This window comes from Klebsiella sp. 141153, from assembly GCF_032601995.1.
In the GTDB taxonomy this organism is placed as follows: Bacteria; Pseudomonadota; Gammaproteobacteria; order Enterobacterales; family Enterobacteriaceae; genus Klebsiella; species Klebsiella aerogenes.
On the sequence record NZ_JAQIRJ010000003.1, the window covers coordinates 482,234 to 505,024 of the forward strand.

The window sequence follows — 22,791 nt, forward strand, 5'->3', positions numbered from 1 at the left end:
CCATGAGCATTATTTCCACCAAATATCTTCTGCAGGATGCCCAGACTAAAGGTTATGCGGTTCCTGCATTTAACATTCATAACGCCGAGACGATCCAGGCGATCCTGGAAGCATGCAGTGAAATGCGATCGCCGGTGATCCTTGCCGGCACGCCGGGAACCTTTAAGCATATCGCGCTGGAGGAAATTTACGCGCTCTGCCACGCCTACTCCGCCACCTACGCGATGCCAATTGCGCTACATCTCGACCATCATGAGTCGCTGGCGGATATTCGTCGTAAGGTCAATGCCGGGGTCCGCAGCGCAATGATTGATGGCAGCCATTTTCCGTTTGATGAGAATGTGAAGCTGGTGAAATCAGTCGTCGATTTTTGCCACGCGCTGGATTGTAGCGTCGAGGCGGAATTGGGACGGCTTGGCGGAATGGAGGACGATCTTAACGTTGACGCGGAAAGCGCCTTTCTCACCGACCCGCAAGAGGCTAAACGCTTTGTCGAATTGACCGGTATCGACAGTCTCGCCGTGGCGATCGGTACCGCTCATGGGCTATATCAAAAAACGCCTAAGATTGATTTCCAACGGCTGGCGGAAATCAGGGAAGTGGTCGATATCCCTCTGGTGCTGCATGGCGCAAGCGATGTACCGGATGACTACGTCCGTCGTGCTATCACGTTGGGAATTTGCAAGGTCAATGTCGCCACAGAACTCAAAATCGCCTTCGCCGCCGCGGTGAAAAAATGGTTTGCTGACAATCCGCAAGGTAACGACCCACGTTATTACATGCGTGTCGGCATGGATGCGATGAAAGAAGTTGTAAAAAGTAAAATTAGCGTGTGCGGTTCCGCTAACCGACTATTACAGGCCGCAGAAGCTTGAACACCATACAATGACAAAACGTTAGCCCGAGAGGGCTAACGTTATTAACCTCTGATATAACGACAGCAAGGATCTTTCTAATGAAAAAAGTGCTCACTGTTTCGTTACTGGCCCTACTGGTTTCGCAAAGCGCGGCGGCCGCTGAATACACATTAAATAACGCATCGATGGCGCTTTCATTTAACGATGCGAACTCAGCAACAATGGTAAAAGATGAAAAATCGGCCCATCAACTTTCACCGCAAGAACTGTTTTTTCTCACGCTACCAGATGAAACCATCATCCACACCGCTGATTTTAAAGTAAAGAATGTCGAGAAAAATAGCGACTCTATTATTATCGATTATACCCGCCCCGATTTTAACGTCACGGTAAAGATGAACCTGATAAAGGGAAACTACGCGAGTATTGATTACACCATCGCGGCGGTAGGTCAATCGCGAGACGTGGCAAAAATAACTTTTTTCCCGACTAAAAAACAATCGCAAGCACCGTATGTCGATGGCGCAATCAATAGTTCACCGATTGTGGCTGATACCTTTTTTATATTGCCCGATAAACCTATCGTAAATACCTGGGCATATGAGGCGACCACGAATCTGAATGTAGAATTAAAAACAGCCATCGACCCCGCCGCACCACTCAGCTATACGACCTACTTCGGCACTTTTCCGGAAACCAATCAACTTCGTCGCAGCGTGAATATCTTTATTGATGCCGTGCGTCCACGCCCCTATAAACCCTATCTACACTATAACAGCTGGATGGATATTGGTTTCTTTACCACCTATAGCGAACAGGATGTGCTAAGCCGGATGGATGAATGGAATAAAGAGTTTATTTCCGGTCGCGGCGTCACATTAGATGCCTTTCTTCTGGATGACGGTTGGGACGATCGTACCGGCAGATGGCTCTTTGGCCCCGCCTTCAGCCAGGGATTCAGCAAAGTACGAGAAAAAGCGGCCAGCATGCATAGTTCTGTAGGGCTGTGGCTTTCCCCTTGGGGAGGTTATAACAAGCCCAGAGATATTCGCGTCTCCCACGCCAAAGAGTATGGCTTTGAAACGGTCGATGGCAAATTCGCGCTATCCGGACCGCACTATTTCAACAACTTCAATCAACAAATTATTAAGCTGATTAAAGACGAGCATATTACCTCTTTTAAGCTTGATGGTATGGGCAACGCAAATTCGCATATTGCGGGTAGTCAGTTTGCTTCCGATTTTGATGCATCTATCGCTTTATTGCATAACATGCGCAGCGCCAATCCTAATCAATTTATTAATTTAACCACCGGGACCAACGCCAGTCCTTCCTGGCTCTTTTATGCTGACGCTATCTGGCGCCAGGGAGACGATATCAATCTTTATGGCCCTGGAACGCCAGTACAGCAATGGATGACCTATCGGGATGCCGAGACTTATCGCTCAATTGTGCGTAAAGGACCGCTCTTCCCGCTTAACTCACTGATGTATCATGGTATTGTCAGTGCTGAAAATGCCTATTACGGGCTGGAAAAACCGCAAACCGATGGCGATTTCGCCGATCAGGTCTGGAGCTATTTCGCGACGGGTACGCAATTACAGGAGCTATACATCACACCATCGATGCTTAACAAAGCGAAGTGGGATACCCTGGCGCAGGCGGCAAAATGGTCGAGGGCAAATGCGGATGTGCTGGTGGATACCCATTGGGTCGGCGGCGATCCTACCGCGCTGGAAGTTTACGGCTGGGCTTCATGGAAGAAAGATAAGGCGATATTAGGCCTACGTAACCCATCAGATAAACCGCAACAGTATTTCCTGGATCTCGCAAAAGCGTTCGAGATACCGCAGGGAGAGACATCGCGGTTTACGTTAAAAAGCGTTTACGGTAGTAACACGACCTTCCCAGCTGATTACCAGCAAGCGGTTATTGTTACGCTACAACCCTTACAAACGCTGGTTTTCGAAGCGACGCCGGTAAAATAGTCAGCCGCGCCCGGTTAACCCCGGGCGCAGTGGTTATCCCTGCTGCTCCAGCGCGTATTTATACAGAGCGTTCTTCTTCACGCCGTGAATTTCCGCGGCCAGCGCGGCGGCTTTCTTCAACGGCAGTTCCGCCTGTAGCAGCGCCAGAGTCCGCAGCGCGGCTGCCGGCAGCGCCTCTTCCTGGGCCTTAAAACCTTCGACGATCAGCACCATCTCGCCTTTGCGGCGATTTTCGTCTTCCTTCACCCACGCCACCAGCTCGCCAATCGGCGCGCCGTGGATAGACTCCCAGGTTTTGGTCAGCTCGCGTGCCAACACTACGTAACGGGATTCGCCCAGAACCGCGCAGATATCCTCCAGGCTCTCCACCAGACGGTGCGTTGACTCATAAAAGATAATAGTGCGCGGCTCTTCTTCCAGCGCCTTCAGGGTATCGCGGCGGCCTTTCGATTTCGCCGGCAGGAAACCTTCATAGCAGAAACGATCGGACGGCAAACCGGCGGCGCTCAGAGCGGCAATCGCTGCACAAGGGCCCGGTAGCGGCACGACGCGAATATTGGCTTCACGGCAGGTACGCACCAGATGGTAGCCGGGATCGTTAATCAGCGGCGTGCCGGCATCGGACACCAGCGCGATGTTTTGCCCCTCTTTTAATTTCGCTAAAAGTGTTTCGGCCTTTTGCTGCTCGTTATGGTCGTGAAGGGCAAATAAACGGGCGTTAATCGCAAAATGCTGCAGCAGCAAACCGGTATGGCGGGTATCCTCCGCAGCAATTAAATCAACAGCTTGCAACACTTCCAGTGCGCGCTGCGTGATATCAGACAGATTCCCTATCGGAGTGGGCACAATGTACAGTTGCCCCTGAGAATTATCCGCTGATTCGTGTTGTTTCATTGTCTCGTCCGTATTGCCGATTTAATATTGAGCATTGAGCCAAAAAAATATCACTGGATACATATGGTACCGTCAACATTTCTTCGTTCTAAGCCCGCGCGCTGTCTGCCCGTATTGCTGGCTACTCTTCTTTTTGCTGGCTGCGGCACCCACACGCAGGATCAAAGCACGGCGTTTATGCAGGGTACGTCGCAGGCCAACTCCAGTTTCTACCTACAGCAGATGCAGCAAAGCACGAATGATAGCAAGACCAACTGGCAATTACTCGCCATTCGTGCACTGCTGCAGGAAGGTAAGAAGCAGCAGGCTATCGACCTGTACAACCAACTGCCGTCGAACCTGAACAGCACGCAGGCCCGCGAACAGTCGCTGCTGGCGGTGGAAGTCAAACTGGCGCAAGGCGATTACCAGGGCGCGAAGGCATTGCTGAGCAAACTCGATCCTCTCAGTTTTGAGAAAAATCAGCAGCCGCGCTACTGGCAGGCGCAAATTGACGCCAGCCAGGGACAGCCGTCTCTGGCATTGCTGCGTGCGCTGATTGCCCAGCAGCCCCTGCTAAACCAGACGAAGCAAAAACAACAAAACATCGACGCCACATGGAAAGCGCTAACGGCGATGACCCCACAGCAGGCCAACGCGCTGGTAATCAATGCCGACGAAAACGTGCTGCAGGGCTGGCTCGATCTGCAGCGGATGTGGTTCGACAACCGCAACGATCCGGCAATGCTGAAAGCGGGCGTCAAAGACTGGCAAATCCGTTATCCGCAGAACCCGGGGGCGCAGATGCTGCCCACTGCGCTGGTGAATATGCAAAACTATAAACCGGCCTCGACCAATAAAATCGCCCTGCTGCTGCCTCTGAACGGCCAGGCGGCGATTTTCGGCCGCACTATCCAGCAGGGTTTTGAAGCGGCGAAGAATGGCGCCCCAGCGGTCCAGGGCAGCGCAGTGCCGGCGCAGGTCGCCCAGGCGGCGAATGTTGCCGGCAATAACGATGTGGTGAGCCCTTCGCAGGCGGAAGTCGGCGATCTCACCGCCACCGGCAGCCAGGCCGCGCCGGTGCAGGCGACAGCGGAGACGCAGGCCGCGCCTGCCGCAAAACCAGCAGCCGCTCCGCTATCCGCCCCAGTTACCGCAACGCCGGCAGCACAACCGGTAGCACAACCGGTGAGCGCGCCAGCCGCGCAGCCGCAGCCCGCGGTGGCGACCACCGCCAATCCTGCCGCTGAACTGAAGATTTACGATACCACCAGCCAGCCGATGAGCCAGCTGCTGGCGCAGGTACAGCAGGACGGCGCCACCCTCGTGGTCGGCCCGCTGCTGAAAGAAAACGTCGAAGAGGTGATGAAAAGCAACACCTCGCTGAACGTGCTCGCCCTTAATCAGCCGGGCAAAGTCGAGAACCGTCCGAATCTGTGCTACTTCGCGCTCTCCCCGGAAGATGAAGCCCGCGACGCGGCGCGTCATATTCACGATCAGGGCAAGCAAACGCCGTTACTACTGGTGCCGCGCGGCGCGCTTGGCGACCGCGTGGTCAGCGCGTTCGCCGACGAGTGGCTGAAACTGGGCGGCGGTACGGTGCTGCAGCAACGTCTGGGATCGACAGCGGAGCTGAAATCCGGCGTCAACGGCGGCGGCATCTCGCTGACCGGCAGCCCGGTATCGACGCTGCCGTCATCTGTGGATAGCTCGCTCGGCAGCCCAGGCGACGTTCCGGTCAGCAGCGGCGGCAGCATCGATGCCGCCTATATCGTCGCTACCCCGGAACAAATTGGCTATATCAAGCCGCTGATCGCCATGCGCAACGGCAGCCAGAGCAACGTCACCCTGTACGCCAGCTCCCGCAGCGCCCAGGGCACCTCCGGCCCGGATTTCCGTCTGGAGATGGAAGGCCTGCAATATAGCGAAATCCCGATGCTGGCTGGCAGTAACCCGGCGCTGATGCAGCAGGCGCTCTCCGCCGTGCGTAACGACTACTCGCTGGCGCGTCTGTATGCGATGGGCGCCGACGCCTGGTCGCTGGCGAATCATTTCGCGCAAATGCGCCAGAGCCCAGGTTACGAGCTGAACGGCAATACGGGCGATCTGACGGCCACGCCGGACTGCGTGATCAACAGGAAGTTATCATGGCTCAAGTACCAGCAGGGACAAATCGTCGCAGCCAACTAAGCAAACAGACCGGCGACGCCTGGGAAAGCCAGGCGCGTCGGTGGTTAGAACGGCATGGACTGCGTTTTATCGCCGCCAACGCCCGCGAGCGCGGCGGCGAGATCGATCTTATTATGCGCGACGGCGCGGTTATCGTGTTCGTCGAAGTGCGCTACCGGCGCAGCGCCAGCTACGGCGATGCCGCCGCCAGCGTCACGCCGCAAAAGCAACAACGTCTTCTCAAGGCTGCTCGTCTGTGGCTCTCCCGGCAGAATGGGAGTTTTGATACTGTGGATTGCCGTTTCGATGTGGTAGCCTTCACCGGCAACGACATCCAATGGCTGAAAAACGCCTTTGGCGAATAGCGTATTATCAGATTTAAGGGATCCCGTGCTCGACAGAATTAAAGCCTGCTTTACCGAAAGCATTCAAACCCAAATCGCCGCCGCGGAAGCGCTCCCGGACGCCATCTCGCGCGCGGCTATGACGCTCGTTCAGTCGCTGCTTAACGGCAACAAAATCCTCTGTTGTGGTAATGGCACCTCCGCCGCCAACGCACAGCATTTTGCTGCCAGCATGATCAATCGTTTCGAAACAGAGCGCCCTGGTTTACCCGCCATTGCACTAAATACCGATAATGTGGTCTTAACCGCAATCGCCAACGATCGCCTGCATGATGAAATCTACGCTAAACAGGTGCGCGCGCTGGGTCACGCCGGCGACGTACTGTTGGCGATTTCTACGCGAGGCAATAGTCGGGATATCGTGAAAGCCGTGGAAGCGGCGGTCACCCGCGATATGACTATCGTGGCGTTAACCGGTTACGACGGCGGCGAGCTGGCTGGCCTGTTAGGTCAGCAGGACGTTGAAATCCGCATTCCTTCGCACCGCAGCGCGCGGATCCAGGAAATGCACATGCTTACCGTCAATTGTCTGTGCGATTTGATTGATAACACGCTTTTTCCACACCAGGACGAATAAGGAGAACACATGAAGGCTCTCTCGCCCCTCGCCATCCTGCTTTCTGCGCTACTGCTACAGGGCTGCGTCGCCGCAGCGGTAGTCGGTACGGCAGCCGTCGGCACCAAAGCGGCAACGGACCCGCGTACGGTGGGTACGCAGGTTGATGACAGCACCCTGGAGCTACGCGTTAACAGCGCCTTAGGGAAAGATGAACAGATTAAGAAAGAAGCGCGTATTAACGTCACCGCTTATCAGGGTAAGGTCCTGCTGACCGGTCAGTCGCCGACCGCCGATCTCTCCTCTCGCGCCAAACAAATCGCGATGGGAGTTGAAGGGACTACCGAAGTCTTCAATGAAGTGCGTCAAGGCCAGCCGATTGGCTTAGGTACCGCGTCGTCGGATACCTGGATCACCACCAAAGTTCGTTCCCAACTGCTGGGCAGCGATCAGGTGAAGTCTTCCAACGTGAAAGTGACGACCGAAAATAGCGAAGTGTTCCTGATGGGCCTGGTCACCGACCGTGAAGGCCGCGCGGCGGCAGATATCGCCAGCCGGGTAAGCGGCGTGAGCCGCGTCACCACCGCCTTTACCTATCTTAAATAAACGTTATCTAACCCGGCTGGCGCTTCGCTAAGCCGGGCTACCAAATAGCATTATGCTGTAGCCCCGCGCCACCGGGATTTTGAGGCCACCAACACCGGCAGTATAAATTAAAGGCAGGCCGCACGGACCGTAGGCCGGGTAAGGCGCAGCCGCCACCCGGCACAAAATCCGGCGCCCCGCGCCGGATAAATTACACCAGCGCCAGCGCGCCGACGATCGCCCCGCACAACGCCACCAGCCCGCCGGTTAGCCACAGCGCTTTAGCCGGAAACGCCTTACGCAACATAACCAGCGACGGTACGCTCACCGCAGGCAAGGTAATCAGCAGCGCCAGCGCCGGCGCGGTGCCCATTCCAGCCAGCATCATCGTCTGCACAATCGGGATTTCCGCCGCCGTCGGGATAACGAACAGACAACCGGCTATCGCCATTGCGATCACCCAGAACAGCGTGTTATCGACCGCGCCCTCGGCGTGCGGGAACAACCAGACCCGCGCCGCGCCCAGTACCAGCACCGCGAGGATGTAAACCGGGATCGTACTCCAGAACAGCGACCACAGCGCGCGCAGCCAGCGGTTGATAAAACTGCCCTCATCATTCTTCAGTTGGCTAACGTCTTCCGCCGCTACCGGCTGCGTCGCCGCCTCTTTTACCCATTTTTGCACCAGCGTCGCCACCACCAGCACCGTCGCCAGCCCGGCTACCAGCCGGATCAGAGCAAACTGCCAGCCAAGCACGAAACCCATAAAAACCAGCGTCGCCGGGTTCAGCAGCGGGTTGCCCATCCAGAACGCCAGCGCCCCGCCCATCGACACCTGCTGTTTACGCATTCCGGCGGCAACCGGCGCGGCGCAGCAGGTACACATCATCCCCGGTAGCGAAAAAATCGCTCCCAGCAGCGTGCCCTGAAAACGAGATTGCCCAAGCGTGCGCAGCAGCCAGTCGCGGGGGATCAGCACCTGAATAAGCGAACCGAGCAGCACGCCGAGCGCCGCCGCTTTCCAGACCGCGAGGAAGTAAACCATCGCGTAATCCCATGCCGCCTGCAGCGGGTTTACATCAGCCTGGGCGAGAATAGATTTACCGATACTGTGGGTTTCCGCGGCCGTAAAGGCTTTACCGTAATACGGCTGCCATTTGACGTACCACAGGCCAACGATAACGACGAGAAAGAACAGCGCGGGTTTCCACCATTGAAATGGTGATGCCGCCTGAGATGAAGACTGACCAGCCATAGCATTCCCCAAGGAGAAGAGATAATAAATAAGGAGGTGAATACTACGCCTGCCGTCCAAATTTGAAAATGATTAATCCGCCTGCCTGGCGGCGCGTTCCCGTAGCTGAGACGAGGTCAGGATCTGGACGCCTTCATGGCTCGGCGCCAGCGCCTCGGCCAGCAGAGCCGTCGCCACATCGCGGGCCTGAATGGCTTTCCAGTCTCCAGGCAGAAAACGAAATAGCGGTGCAAAGAGCGTTTCATTGGCGCGTTTATGCTCCCGATCGCCCAGCAACATCGAAGGACGGGCAATAGTCAGCCGCGGCCACTCCTGCGCAATCAGCGCCTCTTCCATTTCTCCTTTCACGCGGTTATAGAAGAAGGGCGAATGCGAATTGGCGCCCATCGCGCTGACCACCAGCATATGTTGCGCCCCGAGGCGCTTCCCGACCAGCGCCGTATCCACCACCAGCGTATAGTCAGCATGCACAAACGCTTCTTTACTCCCCGCTTCCCGTCGCGTGGTGCCCAGGCAGCAGAATACGATATCGACAGGATCAACCACCTGCGCCAGTGCATCGGTCAACTGCGGATCGTGTGGATTGAATATCCCCTCCGCCGGAGCAAGCGGACGGCGCGTTGGCGCAGCAATCGCGCTAATACGCGGCTCACTCTGTAGCAGCCGAAGTAAGTGCCCACCAACTAAGCCAGTCGCGCCGGTTAATAATACCTGACTCATCAAATCTCCTTTGCAGAATTGTCTGCCTTGCACTTTGCCCCACATGTTCCAGGCTTAATAGCTTACGAGGTAAGTATCCACCATCATCATGGAAATGCCTCATTCACTGCCAAAAGATCGGAGGAAGAATGAGTAAAAAGATTGCCGTACTAATCACCGACGACTTCGAAGATTCTGAATTCACCTCACCTGCCGAGGCTTTTAAACTTGCCGGGCATCAGGTCGTGACAATTGAGAAACAGGCAGGAAAAACGGTAAAAGGGAAGCAAGGCGAGGCTGAAGTGGCGATCGACAAAGCGATTGATGACGTGACGCCGGCGCAGTTTGACGCCCTGTTGCTGCCTGGCGGCTATTCACCGGACCAGTTGCGGGGTGATGAGCGCTTCGTCACTTTTACTCGCGACTTCGTGAATAGCGGTAAACCGGTCTTTGCCATTTGTCACGGCCCGCAGTTACTCATCAGCGCAGACGTCATTCGCGGGCGTAAGCTCACGGCGGTTAAACCCATCGTGGTCGACGTGAAAAACGCCGGCGGTGAGTTTTACGATCAGGAAGTGGTGCTTGATAACGATCAGTTAGTCACCAGCAGAACCCCGGACGATCTTCCGGCGTTCAATCGCGAGGCGCTACGCCTGCTCGGAGCTTGAGTCGCGCAGCCAATATAGCTTTTTGCCAAAACCCAGCGTGTTGTCGGTAAATTTAAGCTCGTCGGGACGGATCTCCCACACCGGCGCCGACAACATGCGGGCGACCGGAAAGCGTTTAACGTAGCGTTTTCGCATCTCAGCCTCTTCGTCACCGTGAAGGCGGCGGATCTCCCCCTTAAACTGCACGCCGCGGATTAAGGCAACGGTCTTTGGCTGGCCGTTGACCGTCCCGGCGACCTTCGCGCGTTCGCCGGTCATCTGGCCGTGACGGGTTTTTTCGTCGCTCAGCAGATAAAAAACGACGTTATCCGGATCGTAAACGTAAAACGCATTGGCGCACCACAGCTCGTCATCACGTGCGACGCACCAGGTGATGACGTGTTGTTTACCCAGCCAGCGGCTAATCGCGGCAAGCGTATCCATCTTTATTCTCCATTATGCTATGGTGCACACACCCTAACAGACTGACGTTATTACCGTGTGCTGGTTTCTCTATCTTATTCGAACCGCTGATAACCGCCTGTATACCGGCATTACCACCGATGTTCCGCGCCGCTTTCTTCAGCATCAGGAAGGCAAAGGAGCGAAAGCGCTGCGCGGCAAAGGCGAACTGGCGCTGGCGTTTAGTCAGAAAGTTGGTGACCACTCACTCGCTCTGCGGCTGGAGTATCGCATCAAGCAGCTAACGAAGCGCCAGAAAGAGCGCCTCGTTGCCGGGGATGGTTCGTTCGAGACCCTGCTGGAGGGGCTCAGAAGCGATTGAAATGATCGCTGTACTCGACCAGACCGTGTACGCCCTGCAGCGCGTCATCCGCCAGACGGTGCACCTGGAAGGCTTCCGCGGTGTCCGGCCAGCGGCAGCGTAAATCGAACGCGGCGGCGGGTTCAAAGCCTAAACGGCCATACAGCGCCGGTTCGCCCAGCGTAACCACCGCGGCGTAGCCAAATTCATTTAATGAATCCAGCCCTTCGTAGACCAGCTGTCGGCCAATACCCTGGCCGCGATAGCTTTCATCTACCGCCAATGGCGCCAGACCTACCCACTGCAGCTCTTCGCCTTCGACGGTGACCGGGCTAAAGGCAACGTAGCCCACCACCTGGCCTTCATCGTCAGTGGCGACTAAGCCCAGCGTGATCAAACCATCTTCACGCAGATCGTGCACCAGCTTCGCTTCCGCGTCGCTGCCGAACGTACGGCGCAGCAGCGCGTCGATACCCGGCGCATCAATCCCAATTTCCACTCGAATCAGCATGCCTCACCTACCGATGTCTGTTCAGGTTTCTGCGGGCTCTTCAGGCCTGCTTCGACAAAATCCGCCATCTGCAGCAGCATGACCCGCAGTGCTTTCGGCATCTGCTCCAGCTCGATGGCATCCATCAGGTTCTTCACGTATAGACCCAGCTCAGTATCACCTTCAATCACCAGACGACGCTGGAAGAATAGCGTATCCGGATCCTGTTTACGCGCGGCAATCATCAGCAGATCGCTGGCATCGGCGCTAAAGCTGACGTCGGCGTCAGCCTGCTGGCTGACCACCAGGCGACCGTCGACTACCGAGGTATACCACAGCAGGCCAATATCGCGCACATTAATACTTAACCAGCGACCTTCGAGAAACTCCAGTTCTCCATCCGCCAGCGCCTGGCGAAATTGCCAGCTCAATACTTGTTCCAGCACCTGGCGCTTGAGGGCAAAAGGCGCCAGCTTAACCGGCACGCTCATTAAAGACGGGCCAAAACGGACCAGCCGGGAACGCAGTTCATCCAACACAAGCTTCACTCCATGCATGCAATAGTTTCGCTATTGTGCCATATCAAATAAACGACATAGCGGCGTAAATCAACAAAATCGCGATGATGGTCGCCAGCTATTGAGCCCACCAATACGCTTTTAACTGCCTCAAATCAAAAATTGTCACCAGAAGGTTAACTAAAATCCCAGCTCGTTAACCATTTTGCGTCCCTGACCGGCCGCGTTTTTCAGGAAAAATTATGGAGCTGCTCTGCCCCGCCGGTAACCTCCCGGCACTTAAGGCGGCCATCGAAAACGGCGCCGATGCCGTGTATATCGGGCTGAAAGATGACACCAATGCCCGCCACTTTGCCGGCCTTAATTTCACCGAAAAGAAATTGCAGGAAGCCGTCAGCTTTGTGCACCAGCATCGCCGTAAGCTACATATCGCGATTAACACCTTCGCCCATCCCGACGGTTATGCCCGCTGGCAGCGTGCTGTGGATATGGCCGCGCAATTGGGCGCCGACGCGCTTATCCTCGCCGATATCGCCATGCTGGAGTACGCCGCGGAACGCTATCCGCACATTGAACGTCACGTTTCAGTGCAGGCGTCCGCCACTAACGAAGAGGCGGTGCGTTTTTATCACCGCAACTTTGACGTTGCCCGCGTCGTACTGCCGCGGGTGTTATCCATTCACCAGGTGAAACAGTTAGCCCGCGCCACGCCGGTACCGCTGGAAGTCTTCGCCTTCGGTAGCTTATGCATCATGGCGGAAGGCCGCTGCTATCTCTCGTCGTATCTCACCGGCGAATCGCCAAATACCGTCGGCGCCTGTTCGCCCGCGCGCTTCGTCCGCTGGCAGCAAACGCCGCAGGGGCTGGAGTCACGCCTTAACGAAGTGCTGATCGATCGCTATCAGGATGGCGAGAATGCCGGTTATCCGACGCTGTGCAAAGGCCGCTACCTGGTCGACGGCGAGCGCTACCACGCGCTGGAAGAACCCACCAGCCTCAATACCCTGGAGCTGTTGCCAGAACTGATGGCCGCCAATATCGCCTCGGTAAAAATCGAAGGCCGTCAGCGCAGCCCGGCATACGTCACCCAGGTAGCGAAAGTCTGGCGTCAGGCGATCGACCGCTGTAAAGCCGATCCGCAGAATTTCGTGCCGCAATCCGCATGGATGGAAACCCTTGGTTCGATGTCCGAAGGAACGCAAACCACCCTTGGCGCCTATCACCGTAAATGGCAGTGAGAAACATGAAATATTCATTAGGGCCGGTGCTGTACTACTGGCCAAAAGAGACGCTGGAAGATTTTTACCAGCAGGCGGCAAACAGTAGCGCTGACACCATTTATCTGGGCGAGGCGGTGTGCAGCAAGCGCCGCGCCACTAAAGTCGGCGATTGGATCGAAATGGCGAAAGCGCTGGCCGGTAGCGGCAAGCAGGTGGTGCTCTCCACCCTCGCGCTGGTGCAGGCCTCCTCCGAACTGGGCGAGCTGAAGCGCTATGTCGAGAACGGCGAATTCCTGATTGAAGCCAGTGACCTCGGCGTGGTCAACCTCTGCGCCGAACGCAAGCTGCCCTTCGTCGCCGGTCATGCGCTGAACTGCTACAACGCCGTCACTTTGCGCCTCCTGCTGAAGCAGGGCATGACGCGCTGGTGCATGCCAGTGGAGCTTTCCCGCGACTGGCTGGCTAATTTGCTGACCCAGTGCGAAGAACTAGGCATTCGCAACCAGTTTGAAGTCGAAGTGCTGAGCTACGGCCATCTGCCGCTGGCTTATTCCGCGCGCTGCTTTACCGCCCGCTCGGAAGACCGGCCAAAAGACGAATGCGAAACCTGCTGCATCAAGTACCCAACCGGGCGCAGCATGCTGTCGCAGGAGAACCAGCAGGTGTTTGTGCTTAACGGCATTCAGACGATGAGCGGCTACGTCTATAACCTTGGCAACGAGTTAACCTCGATGCACGGTCTGGTGGATATGGTGCGCCTGTCGCCGATGGGCAGCGAGACCTTCGCCATGCTCGACGCCTTCCGCGCCAACGAAAATGGCGCTGCGCCGCTGGATCTCACCGCCAACAGCGATTGCAACGGCTACTGGAAACAGCTGGCCGGGCTGGAGCTGCAGGTCTGATACATCTGCCGGATGGCGGCATAAATGCCTTATCCGGCCTACAATCCGCGTGGCCGGTCGTTAATTTATCCACTTTTCCGGCTGAAACTACCGGTGTTGGTGGCCTCAAAATCGCTGAGACGTTCCCGGAAGGCCGGGGCAGCCCGCATGGATGCGGGCTGAGGGCCGTGATTTGCAAGGACGCTGCCTCGGCCCGACCCGAAGCCTGTAGGGATAAGTCGAAGGAACCACGGAGTGGCGATTTTGGCGGCCAGAGCCCGGGGGTACAGGGGGCGGCGGCGACTGGCCGCCCCCTGTGCGCTCCCTGCGTCATGAGAGATATAACGCTGGAGAAAGAGCCGGAGCGCAATATGCTCTAAAGTAACATGAGATACTTTTCCATAGCGGAGAAAGTGGCAAATCCATAACCGTATCTACTGTAGGCCCGATACACGTAGCCCCATCAAAAGCATCTTCTTTCCGCTTCTCGCTTTATAAAGCTCACTTTGTTAACACCATTCACTATTCTTTAATGCAGTATTAAATGATTAGCAGCTAGAAAAGTGAGCCTTTATGACTGATAAAACCATTCCGTTCTCGGTGCTCGATCTGGCGCCGATCCCGCAGGGATCTTCGGCTAAAGAAGCCTTTTCCCACTCTCTCGCTCTCGCCCGGCTGGCGGAATCCCGCGGCTACCACCGTTACTGGCTGGCTGAGCACCATAATATGGTGGGCATTGCCAGCGCGGCGACTTCGGTGTTGATTGGCTATCTTGCCGCCAATACCACCACCCTGCATCTGGGCTCCGGAGGCGTGATGTTGCCAAACCATTCGCCGCTGGTGATCGCCGAACAGTTCGGCACCCTGAATACGCTGTATCCCGGACGTATCGATCTCGGCCTTGGCCGCGCGCCGGGCAGCGATCAGCCGACCATGCGCGCGCTGCGTCGCCATATGAGCGGCGATGTCGATAATTTCCCGCGCGATGTGGCGGAGCTGGTGGACTGGTTTGACGCCCGCGATGCTCATCCGCAGGTGCGCCCGGTTCCCGGCTATGGCGAACGAATTCCGGTGTGGCTACTGGGCTCAAGCCTGTACAGCGCGCAGCTGGCGGCGCAGCTTGGTCTGCCGTTTGCTTTCGCCTCTCACTTCGCGCCGGACATGTTATTCCAGGCGCTGCATCTGTATCGCAGCAATTTCAAACCTTCGGCGCGGCTCGAAAAACCGTACGCGATGGTATGCATCAATATTATCGCCGCCGATAGCAATCGCGACGCGGAGTTCCTCTTTACTTCGATGCAGCAGGCCTTCGTTAAGCTGCGCCGCGGCGAAACCGGGCAGTTGCCGCCGCCGGTGGAAAATATGCATCAGCTGTGGTCAGCGTCCGAGCAGTATGGTGTGCAGCAGGCATTAAGCATGTCGCTGGTTGGCGATAAAACCAAAGTTCGCCACGGGTTAGCGTCGATTCTTCGCGAAACGGAAGCGGACGAAATCATGGTTAACGGCCAGATCTTCGACCACCAGGCGCGCCTGCATTCCTTTGATTTAGCGATGCAGGTGAAAGAGGAGTTGTTAGGTTAGTGACGCGGTAAGCCCGGTGCGCGTCACGCCACCGGGCGATGCGGTTATTGATAAACCGGCAGCAGATTAAAGCTCGACAGGAAATGCACCACCGCGTTGCCGAGCCCGAACAGCAGGATCAGCGTAATCATCGGTTTTCCGCCCCAAACGCGGAACTGCGGGCTACCGAAGCGTTTACGCGAAGCGCGGGCCAGCAGCGCCGGCACAATCGCCGCCCATACCGTCGCCGCCAGACCGGCATAGCCGATGGCGTAAAGGAAGCCATCTGGTTTCACCAGCCCGCCGATCATCGGCGGGATAAAGGTCAACAGCGCGGTTTTAAAGCGTCCCATCGCGCTATCGTCAAAGCCAAACAGATCCGCGAGATAATCGAACAGCCCCAGCGTCACGCCGAGGAAGGAACTGGCGACGGCAAAGTTGGAGAACACCACCAGCAGCAGATCCAGACCGCGGCTATTCAGCACGCCGCTCAGCGCCTGCACCAGCACATCAATGTTGCCGCCCTTCTGGGCGATACCGATAAACTGCGGACGAGGGATATTACCCATCGTCACCAGCAGCCAGACCACATACAGACCCAGCGCCAGCAGCGTACCGTAAATCAGACAGCGGGTAATGGTACGCGGATCCTTACCATAATATTTCATCAGGCTCGGCACGTTACCGTGATAGCCAAACGAGGCCAGACAGAACGGCAGCGTCATCAGCAGATATGGCGCATAGGAGGCATTCTTCTCCACGACGTTAAACAGCGTCGTCGGCTCGACGTGCCCCAGCAGGCTGCCGAAGGTCAGAAAGAAGGTAATCACCTTAGCGCCCAGTACGATAGCCGTCATGCGGCTTACCGCTTTCGTGCTCATCCAAACGATAAAGGCCACCAGCAGCGCGAAGCCGAAGCCCGCAGCGCGCGCGGGTACGTTCAGCGACATTTCACTGAAGGTGTGGTGCAGGATCGAACCGCTCGCCGAAATATAGGCGTAGGTCAGGATATACAGCACAAAGGCGATCGACACGCCGTTTACCAGGTTCCAGCCTTTGCCGAGCAGGTCTTTGGTAATGGTGTCGAAGCTGGAGCCAATCCGGTAGTTAAGGTTGGCTTCCAGAATCATCAAACCGGAGTGCAGCATGCAGAACCAGGTAAAAACCAGCGCCGCCAGCGACCAGAAGAACCACGCGCCGGACATAACCACCGGCAGCGAGAACATGCCCGCGCCAATAATTGTGCCGCCGATAATCACCACGCCGCCAAATAAAGACGGTCGGGTGGCCGTAGTGGTTAGTGTCGCCATTTGCCGAAATCTCCAGTCGAAAATACTTCGCTCACGTTGAGCATGACGCACTGTACCAGTACACGAGTACAAAAGAAATAAAAAAAGCCCCAATCATGACGATCGGGGCTGTATTATTTACTTTACGCTAGCGGATTGCGCTTATTACGCATCGCCACCGAAACGACGACGACCCGCGGAATCATCACGGCGCGGCGCGGAAGCATCGTCACGACGCGGCGCGCGGCCGCCTTCACGACGTTCGCCGCTGAAACGACGACCTTCACCACGACCGCCTTCACGACGTTCGCCACCGAAGCTACGACCGCCTTCACGACGCTCGCCGCCGAAGCCACGACCGCCTTCACGACGCTCGCCGCCGCCACGACGTTCGGTGCGCGGCTGCGCATCGCCCAGCAGCTGCATGTTCATCGGCTTGTTCAGGATGCGGGTACGAGTAAAGTGCTGCAGCACTTCGCCCGGCATACCTTTCGGCAGTTCGATGGTGGAGTGAGAACCGAACAGCTTGATGTTACCGATGTAACGGCTGCTGATGTCGCCTTCGTTAGCGATCGCGCCAACGATATGACGAACTTCAACGCCGTCATCACGGCCCACTTCAATGCGGTACAGTTCCATCTCACCCACGTCACGGCGCTCACGCTTCGGACGATCTTCACGATCGCCACGCGGACCGCGGTCATTACGGTCGCCACGGCGTTCGAAACGGTCATCACGATCGCGGAATTCACGACGCGGACGCATCGGCGCATCCGGCGGAACGATCAGAGAACGTTCGCCCTGGGCCATTTTCAGCAGCGCAGCGGCCAGCGTTTCTACGTCCAGCTCTTCGCCTTCCGCGGTCGGCTGGATTTTCGCCAGCAGCGCACGGTACTGGTCCAGATCGCTGCTTTCCAGCTGCTGCTGAACTTTAGCGGCGAATTTCTCCAGGCGACGTTTGCCCAGCAGTTCTGCGTTCGGCAGTTCTACTTCAGGGATCGTCAGCTTCATCGTACGTTCGATGTTACGCAGCAGGCGACGCTCACGGTTCTCAACGAACAGCAGCGCGCGACCCGCACGACCCGCACGACCGGTACGACCGATACGGTGAACGTAAGATTCGGAATCCATCGGGATGTCATAGTTAACAACCAGGCTGATGCGCTCAACGTCCAGGCCGCGGGCCGCAACGTCGGTGGCGATCAGGATGTCCAGACGACCGTCTTTCAGGCGCTCCAGGGTCTGCTCACGCAGCGCCTGGTTCATATCGCCGTTAAGCGCGGCGCTGTTATAACCGCTACGCTCCAGCGCTTCTGCCACTTCCAGGGTCGCGTTTTTGGTACGCACGAAGATAATCGCCGCATCAAAGTCTTCCGCTTCCAGGAAACGCACCAGCGCTTCGTTTTTACGCATGCCGTAAGCAGTCCAGTAGCTCTGGCTGATGTCCGGGCGCGTGGTGACGCTGGACTGAATGCGCACTTCCTGCGGCTCTTTCATGAAGCGGCGGGTAATGCGACGAATCGCTTCCGGCATAGTGGCGGAGAACAGAGCGGTCTGATGACCTTCCGGGATCTGCGCCATAATGGTTTCTACGTCTTCGATAAAGCCCATGCGCAGCATTTCATCTGCTTCGTCCAGTACCAGGCCGCTCAGTTTAGAGAGATCCAGCGTACCGCGCTTCAGGTGGTCCAGCAGACGACCCGGGGTACCGACAACGATCTGCGGCCCCTGACGCAGGGCGCGCAGCTGCACGTCATAACGCTGGCCGCCGTACAGGGCAACCACGTTTACGCCGCGCATATGTTTAGAGAATTCCGTCATTGCTTCTGCAACCTGTACCGCCAGTTCGCGGGTCGGCGCCAGCACCAGAATCTGTGGTGCTCTCAGCTCAGGATCGATGTTGTTCAGCAGCGGTAAAGAGAACGCTGCGGTCTTACCGCTACCGGTCTGGGCCATACCCAGAACGTCGCGGCCGTCCAGCAGATGCGGAATGCACTCAGCCTGGATCGGAGATGGTTTTTCGTAACCCAGATCGTTAAGCGCTTCAAGGATAGGAGCCTTCAGGCCCAGATCTGCAAAAGTGGTTTCGAATTCAGCCATGTAGTACGTGTGCCTCAAAATTAATGGCGGCCAGTCTACATAACTCATCGTGAAAATTTAGAGTAATTTTCATTGAAAAGTGTGAACCGGCTCAAAGTAGGTGTATTAACGAACAACAACGCCCTCACCCGCGAAGGTGATGGCAATCAAAAAATGGGCTGATGTGTGTTCGTCAGCTATTGCTGGTCCGATTCTGCCAGGTCATCTTGCTCCTGGCCCAAGAGCGATAATTCCAACAATGCGTATCGGTGCTCAACGTAGTTATGAACGTTGTTAGCGACCGCCAGTTTGAACAGTGCCGTAGCGCTGTCCTTGTCCCCCAGACTTAGGTAGTACTTACCTAAATAGAAGTTGGTTTCACTGAGATGCTCAGCGAGCGAGGTGTTATCCGTTGCGTCTGCCTTCAGACGGGTCATCAGCTCTTTTTCGCTAATGTCGCCAAGGTAGAACTCGACAATGTTCCATCCCCATTGCTCTTTATCCGACTTGTTGAAGCGCTGTTTCAGTGCTTCAAGCGCCTGCTTCTCATCAAGCTTACGCTCGGCGAGGTATAACCACAGACTGCGGAAAGGATCATTGGGATCGTCTTGATAAAACGCCAGCAGATCATCTTGCGCTAACTTAGCACGGCCACCGTAATACAGAGCGATGCCGCGGTTTAAGTGCGCGTAGTTGTAAGTTGGATCAAGCTCAAGTACAGAATCAAACGCTTCATAGGCAGCATCAAAATTGCCTGCCTGCGTTAAATAAATGCCTAAGTAATTGAATACTTCAGGCATATCGGGTCGGATTGCCAGCGCTTGTGAAAAATCATTTCGCGCTAATGCCCTCAGACCGAGACTATCATACAACACTCCGCGCTCATATAAAAGCTGTGCGCGTTCGTCATCGGTTAAAGCCCGACTGGCAAGAATTTGTTCCATGCGCGCCAGAATCACTTCTTGCTGCAAAGTCGGTTGCAATGGTACCGCGAGGACGGCGTCCTTACGCCAGGCAGAGTTGCTGCATCCTGCCAGCGTGAGAGCTGTCGCCACGAAACACCAGCGCAGAAAAGGCTTCATTTCCCACTCCCGAAGACAACGATTGGATGAACGTCCAGTTCCCCGGCTGCAAAAAGGCATCCTGCCCGGAATAGACCCTCCGCCGAAGCGGAGGGCAATCGGCAACCTTACTCGCCCTGCTCTGCGGCCGGAGCTTCCGGCGCGTTAGCTGGCTGAGTCTGCTCAGTTGCTTCTTTAATGCTCAGACGTACGCGGCCCTGACGGTCAACTTCCAGAACCTTAACCGGTACTTCCTGACCCATCTGCAGGTAATCAGTCACTTTCTCAACGCGCTTGTCAGCGATCTGAGAGATGTGAACCAGACCTTCTTTACCGCCGCCGATGGCAACGAATGCGCCAAAGTCAACGATGCGGGTCACTTTACCATTGTAGATACGGCCAACTTCGATCTCAGCGGTGATCTCTTCGATACGGCGGATAGCATGCTGCGCTTTGTCGCCGTCGGTCGCTGCGATCTTCACGGTACCGTCATCTTCGATTTCGATGGTGGTGCCGGTTTCTTCGGTCAGAGCACGGATAACAGAACCGCCTTTACCGATAACGTCTTTGATCTTGTCCGGGTTGATCTTGATGGTGTGGATACGCGGTGCGAATTCGGAGATGTCGCCGCGCGGCGCGTTAATCGCCTGTTCCATCACGCCCAGGATGTGCAGACGCGCACCTTTAGCCTGGTTCAGAGCAACCTGCATGATTTCTTTGGTGATACCTTCAATTTTGATATCCATCTGCAGCGCAGAGATACCGTCGCGAGAACCCGCAACTTTGAAGTCCATATCGCCAAGGTGGTCTTCGTCACCCAGAATGTCGGACAGTACGACGAAGTTGTCGCCTTCTTTCACCAGACCCATTGCGATACCCGCAACGGCGGCTTTCACCGGCACGCCAGCGTCCATCAGCGCCAGAGATGCGCCACAGACGGAAGCCATGGAAGAAGAACCGTTGGATTCGGTGATCTCAGATACCACGCGAACGGTGTACGGGAATTCGTCGATTGTCGGCATTACGGCCAGAACGCCGCGCTTAGCCAGACGACCGTGACCGATTTCACGACGCTTCGGAGAACCCACCATGCCAGTTTCGCCTACGGAGTACGGAGGGAAGTTGTAGTGGAACAGGAAGGAGTCCGTGCGCTCGCCCATCAGTTCGTCGATGTTCTGCGCGTCGCGTGCGGTACCCAGAGTCGCGGTAACCAGCGCCTGAGTTTCGCCGCGGGTAAACAGTGCGGAACCGTGAGTACGCGGCAGTACGCCGGTACGAACGTCCAGACCACGGATCATGTCTTTTTCGCGGCCATCGATACGCGGCTCGCCTGCCAGTACGCGGCTACGAACAACGTTTTTCTCGATGGCGTGCAGGATTTCACCCAGTTCGTTGGCGTCCAGGGTTTCATCTTCAGCAACCAGCGTAGCGATGGTTTCAGATTTGATCACGTCAACCTGAGCGTAACGCTCTTGTTTGTCGGTGATACGGTAAGCATCGCTCAGGCGGGATTCAGCCAGCGCAGCAACGCGCGCGTTCAGCGCTTCGTTGACCGCTTCCGGCTGCCAGTCCCAACGTGGTTTACCGGCTTCTTTCACCAGGTCGTTGATGTTCTGAATTACAACCTGCTGCTGCTCGTGGCCAAAGACCACCGCGCCCAGCATCTGGTCTTCGCTCAGCAGTTCAGCTTCGGATTCAACCATCAGTACGGCCGCTTCGGTACCGGCAACCACCAGATCCAGTTTGCTGGATTTCAGCTCTTCCTGGGTTGGGTTCAGTACGTACTGGTCGTTGATGTAACCCACGCGAGCGGCGCCGATTGGGCCATTGAACGGAATACCGGACAGAGACAGCGCTGCGGATGCGCCGATCATCGCGACGATATCCGGGTTAACCTGCGGGTTAACGGAAACAACGGTCGCGATAACCTGAACTTCGTTAACGAAGCCTTCCGGGAACAGCGGACGAACCGGGCGGTCAATCAGACGCGCGATCAGGGTTTCGCCTTCGCTTGGACGGCCTTCACGACGGAAGAAGCCACCCGGGATTTTACCGGCAGCGTAAGTACGCTCCTGGTAGTTAACAGTCAGCGGGAAGAAGTCCTGGCCCGGTTTCGCTTTTTTCTGACCCACAACGGTAACGAATACCGCGGTGTCATCCATGCTAACCATCACAGCGGCCGTTGCCTGGCGCGCCATCATGCCGGTTTCCAGGGTTACGGTGTGCTGGCCGTACTGGAATTTACGAACGATCGGATTAAGCAAAATTCTATCCTTTTATCTAAAAATGACGCCATATCCACGATATCGCGCCTGATGACCCGATCCTCTGCATCCTCGCGACTAATGACAACCTTTACCCGCCCCTGCGGATGAAGCCTCTCATTAGCCGCGCGAACCTCTGCATGAAGATCATTAATAGCAACAATACATGAGTTTTTAATGAATTGCTGCCGCCCGGTCGAAAAAAGGGGCCGTGAGGCCCCTTTTTCTGAAACTCGCAGAATTAGCGACGCAGACCCAGACGCTCGATCAGCGCGGAGTAACGTGCAACATCTTTACGTTTCAGGTAGTCGAGCAGTTTACGACGCTGAGAAACCATGCGCAGCAGACCACGACGGCTGTGGTGATCTTTTTTGTGCTCTGCAAAGTGACCCTGCAGGTGGTTGATCTGTGCAGTCAGCAGTGCAACCTGAACTTCAGTAGAACCGCTGTCGTTTGCGCCACGACCGAACTCAGAAACGATTTGTGCTTTAGCTTCAACGCTTAGAGACATTTTCAAACTCCAAAATTATAAGTAAAGAAAGGGTGCCGATCTCTAATTCAGCAACCCCTGATGCAACGCCCGAAAATGTTAAAACACTTTAGCGGACGTTAAGCGGCGATATTCTACTCGTA

23 protein-coding genes are annotated in these 22,791 nt (G+C 56.1%); 11 read left to right on the forward strand and 12 right to left on the reverse strand.

Annotation, left to right across the window (positions count from 1 at the left end; all coding sequences use genetic code 11):
• The first annotated feature begins 2 nt into the window (after positions 1–2).
• Entirely contained in the window at positions 3–875 is an 873-nt protein-coding gene (gene kbaY / locus PGS10_RS08135; protein WP_316422711.1) for a tagatose-bisphosphate aldolase subunit KbaY, read from the forward strand.
• An 80-nt stretch (positions 876–955) separates the two neighbouring features.
• Positions 956–2,845 carry an enterotoxin gene (locus PGS10_RS08140; protein ID WP_047077794.1) on the forward strand — a complete coding sequence of 630 codons (1,890 nt, stop codon included), beginning with the start codon at positions 956–958 and terminating at the stop codon, positions 2,843–2,845.
• A gap of 33 nt (positions 2,846–2,878) precedes the next feature.
• Here PGS10_RS08140 and rsmI read toward each other — a convergent pair whose 3' ends face one another.
• Positions 2,879–3,739, reverse strand: coding sequence for a 16S rRNA (cytidine(1402)-2'-O)-methyltransferase (rsmI, locus tag PGS10_RS08145; RefSeq protein WP_045394926.1), 861 nt, complete (start codon positions 3,737–3,739; stop codon positions 2,879–2,881).
• Positions 3,740–3,802: 63 nt separating this feature from the next.
• On the opposite strand from rsmI, the gene PGS10_RS08150 reads away from it, so the two are divergent.
• Genes PGS10_RS08150 through dolP form a run of 4 tightly spaced genes read left to right on the forward strand, consistent with a single transcriptional unit; the run spans position 3,803 to position 7,453 of the window.
• A complete protein-coding gene (locus PGS10_RS08150) occupies positions 3,803–5,908 on the forward strand; it encodes a penicillin-binding protein activator (RefSeq protein ID WP_047077793.1) in 2,106 nt (701 codons plus the stop codon).
• Positions 5,866–6,252 (forward strand): YraN family protein, encoded by a 387-nt coding sequence (locus PGS10_RS08155; RefSeq protein ID WP_047077792.1) that lies wholly within the window; start codon positions 5,866–5,868, stop codon positions 6,250–6,252. Before PGS10_RS08150 ends, PGS10_RS08155 begins: the two co-directional genes overlap by 43 nt.
• Before the next feature lie 25 nt (positions 6,253–6,277).
• Positions 6,278–6,868: a DnaA initiator-associating protein DiaA gene (diaA, locus tag PGS10_RS08160; RefSeq protein WP_015369544.1), complete on the forward strand. Its 591-nt coding sequence runs from the start codon at positions 6,278–6,280 to the stop codon at positions 6,866–6,868.
• 9 nt (positions 6,869–6,877) lie between these two features.
• Positions 6,878–7,453, forward strand: a complete 576-nt coding sequence (gene dolP / locus PGS10_RS08165; RefSeq protein WP_045394929.1) for a division/outer membrane stress-associated lipid-binding lipoprotein — start codon at positions 6,878–6,880, stop codon at positions 7,451–7,453.
• A 190-nt stretch (positions 7,454–7,643) separates the two neighbouring features.
• Here the strand turns inward: dolP and PGS10_RS08170 are convergent, their stop codons facing one another.
• Both PGS10_RS08170 and PGS10_RS08175 read right to left on the reverse strand, forming a co-directional pair.
• Positions 7,644–8,687 carry a permease gene (locus PGS10_RS08170; RefSeq protein ID WP_045394930.1) on the reverse strand — a complete coding sequence of 348 codons (1,044 nt, stop codon included), beginning with the start codon at positions 8,685–8,687 and terminating at the stop codon, positions 7,644–7,646.
• A gap of 72 nt (positions 8,688–8,759) precedes the next feature.
• A complete protein-coding gene (locus tag PGS10_RS08175; protein WP_045394931.1) occupies positions 8,760–9,407 on the reverse strand; it encodes an NAD(P)H-binding protein in 648 nt (215 codons plus the stop codon).
• 128 nt (positions 9,408–9,535) lie between these two features.
• Here PGS10_RS08175 and PGS10_RS08180 point away from each other — a divergent pair, with 128 nt between their 5' ends.
• Entirely contained in the window at positions 9,536–10,054 is a 519-nt protein-coding gene (locus PGS10_RS08180; protein WP_015703592.1) for a type 1 glutamine amidotransferase domain-containing protein, read from the forward strand.
• On the opposite strand, the gene PGS10_RS08185 is transcribed toward PGS10_RS08180, so the two are convergent.
• Positions 10,034–10,477 carry a YhbP family protein gene (locus PGS10_RS08185; protein WP_047044733.1) on the reverse strand — a complete coding sequence of 148 codons (444 nt, stop codon included), beginning with the start codon at positions 10,475–10,477 and terminating at the stop codon, positions 10,034–10,036. The two genes, PGS10_RS08180 and PGS10_RS08185, sit on opposite strands and share 21 nt — an antisense overlap.
• A 49-nt stretch (positions 10,478–10,526) precedes the next feature.
• Here PGS10_RS08185 and PGS10_RS08190 point away from each other — a divergent pair, with 49 nt between their 5' ends.
• Positions 10,527–10,817 carry a GIY-YIG nuclease family protein gene (locus tag PGS10_RS08190; RefSeq protein ID WP_026612209.1) on the forward strand — a complete coding sequence of 97 codons (291 nt, stop codon included), beginning with the start codon at positions 10,527–10,529 and terminating at the stop codon, positions 10,815–10,817.
• On the opposite strand, the gene PGS10_RS08195 is transcribed toward PGS10_RS08190, so the two are convergent.
• The gene (locus PGS10_RS08195; RefSeq protein ID WP_015703593.1) at positions 10,804–11,307 is read right to left on the reverse strand and encodes a GNAT family N-acetyltransferase; all 504 of its coding nucleotides are present in this window, start codon (positions 11,305–11,307) and stop codon (positions 10,804–10,806) included. The two genes, PGS10_RS08190 and PGS10_RS08195, sit on opposite strands and share 14 nt — an antisense overlap.
• Positions 11,301–11,825: a ubiquinone anaerobic biosynthesis accessory factor UbiT gene (gene ubiT / locus PGS10_RS08200; protein ID WP_015369536.1), complete on the reverse strand. Its 525-nt coding sequence runs from the start codon at positions 11,823–11,825 to the stop codon at positions 11,301–11,303. The genes PGS10_RS08195 and ubiT overlap by 7 nt, the downstream gene beginning before the upstream one ends.
• 221 nt (positions 11,826–12,046) lie before the next feature.
• Here ubiT and ubiU point away from each other — a divergent pair, with 221 nt between their 5' ends.
• The 3 genes from ubiU to PGS10_RS08215 all read left to right on the forward strand — a co-directional run bounded on the left by ubiU (position 12,047) and on the right by PGS10_RS08215 (position 15,486).
• On the forward strand, positions 12,047–13,042 hold the full coding sequence (gene ubiU / locus PGS10_RS08205; RefSeq protein ID WP_045377933.1) for a ubiquinone anaerobic biosynthesis protein UbiU: 996 nt from the start codon (positions 12,047–12,049) through the stop codon (positions 13,040–13,042).
• 5 nt (positions 13,043–13,047) lie between these two features.
• Positions 13,048–13,926 carry a U32 family peptidase gene (locus PGS10_RS08210; RefSeq protein WP_047077790.1) on the forward strand — a complete coding sequence of 293 codons (879 nt, stop codon included), beginning with the start codon at positions 13,048–13,050 and terminating at the stop codon, positions 13,924–13,926.
• A 552-nt stretch (positions 13,927–14,478) separates the two neighbouring features.
• Complete coding sequence (locus tag PGS10_RS08215) at positions 14,479–15,486, forward strand: luciferase-like monooxygenase (protein WP_045394935.1); 1,008 nt, start codon at positions 14,479–14,481, stop codon at positions 15,484–15,486.
• Positions 15,487–15,530: 44 nt separating this feature from the next.
• Here the strand turns inward: PGS10_RS08215 and mtr are convergent, their stop codons facing one another.
• The 6 genes from mtr to rpsO form a co-directional block, all read right to left on the reverse strand.
• Complete coding sequence (gene mtr, locus PGS10_RS08220; protein WP_045394937.1) at positions 15,531–16,775, reverse strand: tryptophan permease; 1,245 nt, start codon at positions 16,773–16,775, stop codon at positions 15,531–15,533.
• Between the two features lie 144 nt (positions 16,776–16,919).
• Positions 16,920–18,854, reverse strand: a complete 1,935-nt coding sequence (locus tag PGS10_RS08225; RefSeq protein WP_015369531.1) for a DEAD/DEAH family ATP-dependent RNA helicase — start codon at positions 18,852–18,854, stop codon at positions 16,920–16,922.
• Complete coding sequence (gene yrbN / locus PGS10_RS08230) at positions 18,847–18,927, reverse strand: protein YrbN (protein ID WP_086538083.1); 81 nt, start codon at positions 18,925–18,927, stop codon at positions 18,847–18,849. The genes PGS10_RS08225 and yrbN overlap by 8 nt, the downstream gene beginning before the upstream one ends.
• A gap of 103 nt (positions 18,928–19,030) precedes the next feature.
• Positions 19,031–19,915, reverse strand: a complete 885-nt coding sequence (nlpI, locus tag PGS10_RS08235) for a lipoprotein NlpI (protein WP_020077841.1) — start codon at positions 19,913–19,915, stop codon at positions 19,031–19,033.
• Between the two features lie 107 nt (positions 19,916–20,022).
• Positions 20,023–22,158: a polyribonucleotide nucleotidyltransferase gene (pnp, locus tag PGS10_RS08240; RefSeq protein ID WP_047038750.1), complete on the reverse strand. Its 2,136-nt coding sequence runs from the start codon at positions 22,156–22,158 to the stop codon at positions 20,023–20,025.
• Between the two features lie 241 nt (positions 22,159–22,399).
• Positions 22,400–22,669, reverse strand: a complete 270-nt coding sequence (gene rpsO, locus PGS10_RS08245) for a 30S ribosomal protein S15 (protein ID WP_045394940.1) — start codon at positions 22,667–22,669, stop codon at positions 22,400–22,402.
• Positions 22,670–22,791: the final 122 nt, after the last annotated feature.